The organism is Nonomuraea lactucae, from assembly GCF_003313395.1.
GTDB classification, from domain to species: domain Bacteria; phylum Actinomycetota; class Actinomycetes; order Streptosporangiales; family Streptosporangiaceae; genus Nonomuraea; species Nonomuraea lactucae.
Genome location: NZ_QNFZ01000362.1, coordinates 1 through 775, shown reverse-complemented (window position 1 = coordinate 775; position 775 = coordinate 1). Strand labels below are relative to the sequence as shown.

Sequence of the window (775 nt, the reverse complement as noted above, 5' to 3'; positions counted from 1 at the left end):
GGCCGCCGCCAGCCTGGCGGTCCGGCCCGACTCGGTGGCCTCCCCGGTCGCCACGACCACGGCCAGCCCGTGCCCGGCCGCCACCGTCGTCCCCTGGTACACCATCGAGGCGCGGTCCGCGACGGCCGCCGCCGCCGTCGGCTCCTCGGTCTTGGGCACGAGCTGGGACTCGCCGGTGAGAGTGGACTCGTCCACCTCGAGGCCGGCCGCCTGGATCAGCCTCCCGTCCGCCGGTACGGAGTCGCCCGCCCGCAGTTCGACCACGTCCCCGAGCACCAGGTCGTCGGCCACGCCCGCCACGCCGCCGCCGGGACGGCGCAGCCGTACCCGGGTGGCGGTGACCCGCGTGAGGCGGTGCAGGGCGCGGTCGGCGCCCCACTGCTGGGCGCCGCCGAGCACCGCGCCCACGACCATCACGCCGCTGATCAGCGCGGCGTCCAGCACCGAGCCGACGGCGGCCGACAGGCCCGCGCCCGCGGCGAGGACAGGGGTCAGCGGGTTGGCCAGGTCGCTCGCGCAGGCATGGACCAGCGACCCGGGACCTGGCGGAGCCGCCGCTGGGGCGGCCCTGCGATGGCGGGCCTCCGCCTCGGTCAGCCCGTGGGGTGACGTGCGGAGGGCCGCCAACACGTCCCGGGCGGACATCGCGTGCCACGGCGTGTGGTCGGCGGGGATCGGCGGCGGCACCCGCCCGGCGCGGCGCCCCGTCCACTCCCCCGTCGCCAGGGCGACCACGGACGTGCAGTCGGACACCAGGTGGGCGCGCCGCAGCGCG

General features: G+C 78.7%; 1 protein-coding gene. It reads right to left on the bottom strand.

Annotation, left to right across the window (positions count from 1 at the left end):
• Nucleotides 1-775, bottom strand: a 775-nt coding sequence (locus DQW85_RS21965; RefSeq protein WP_338043403.1) for a P-type ATPase actuator domain-containing protein, incomplete at both ends; no start/stop codon positions are given.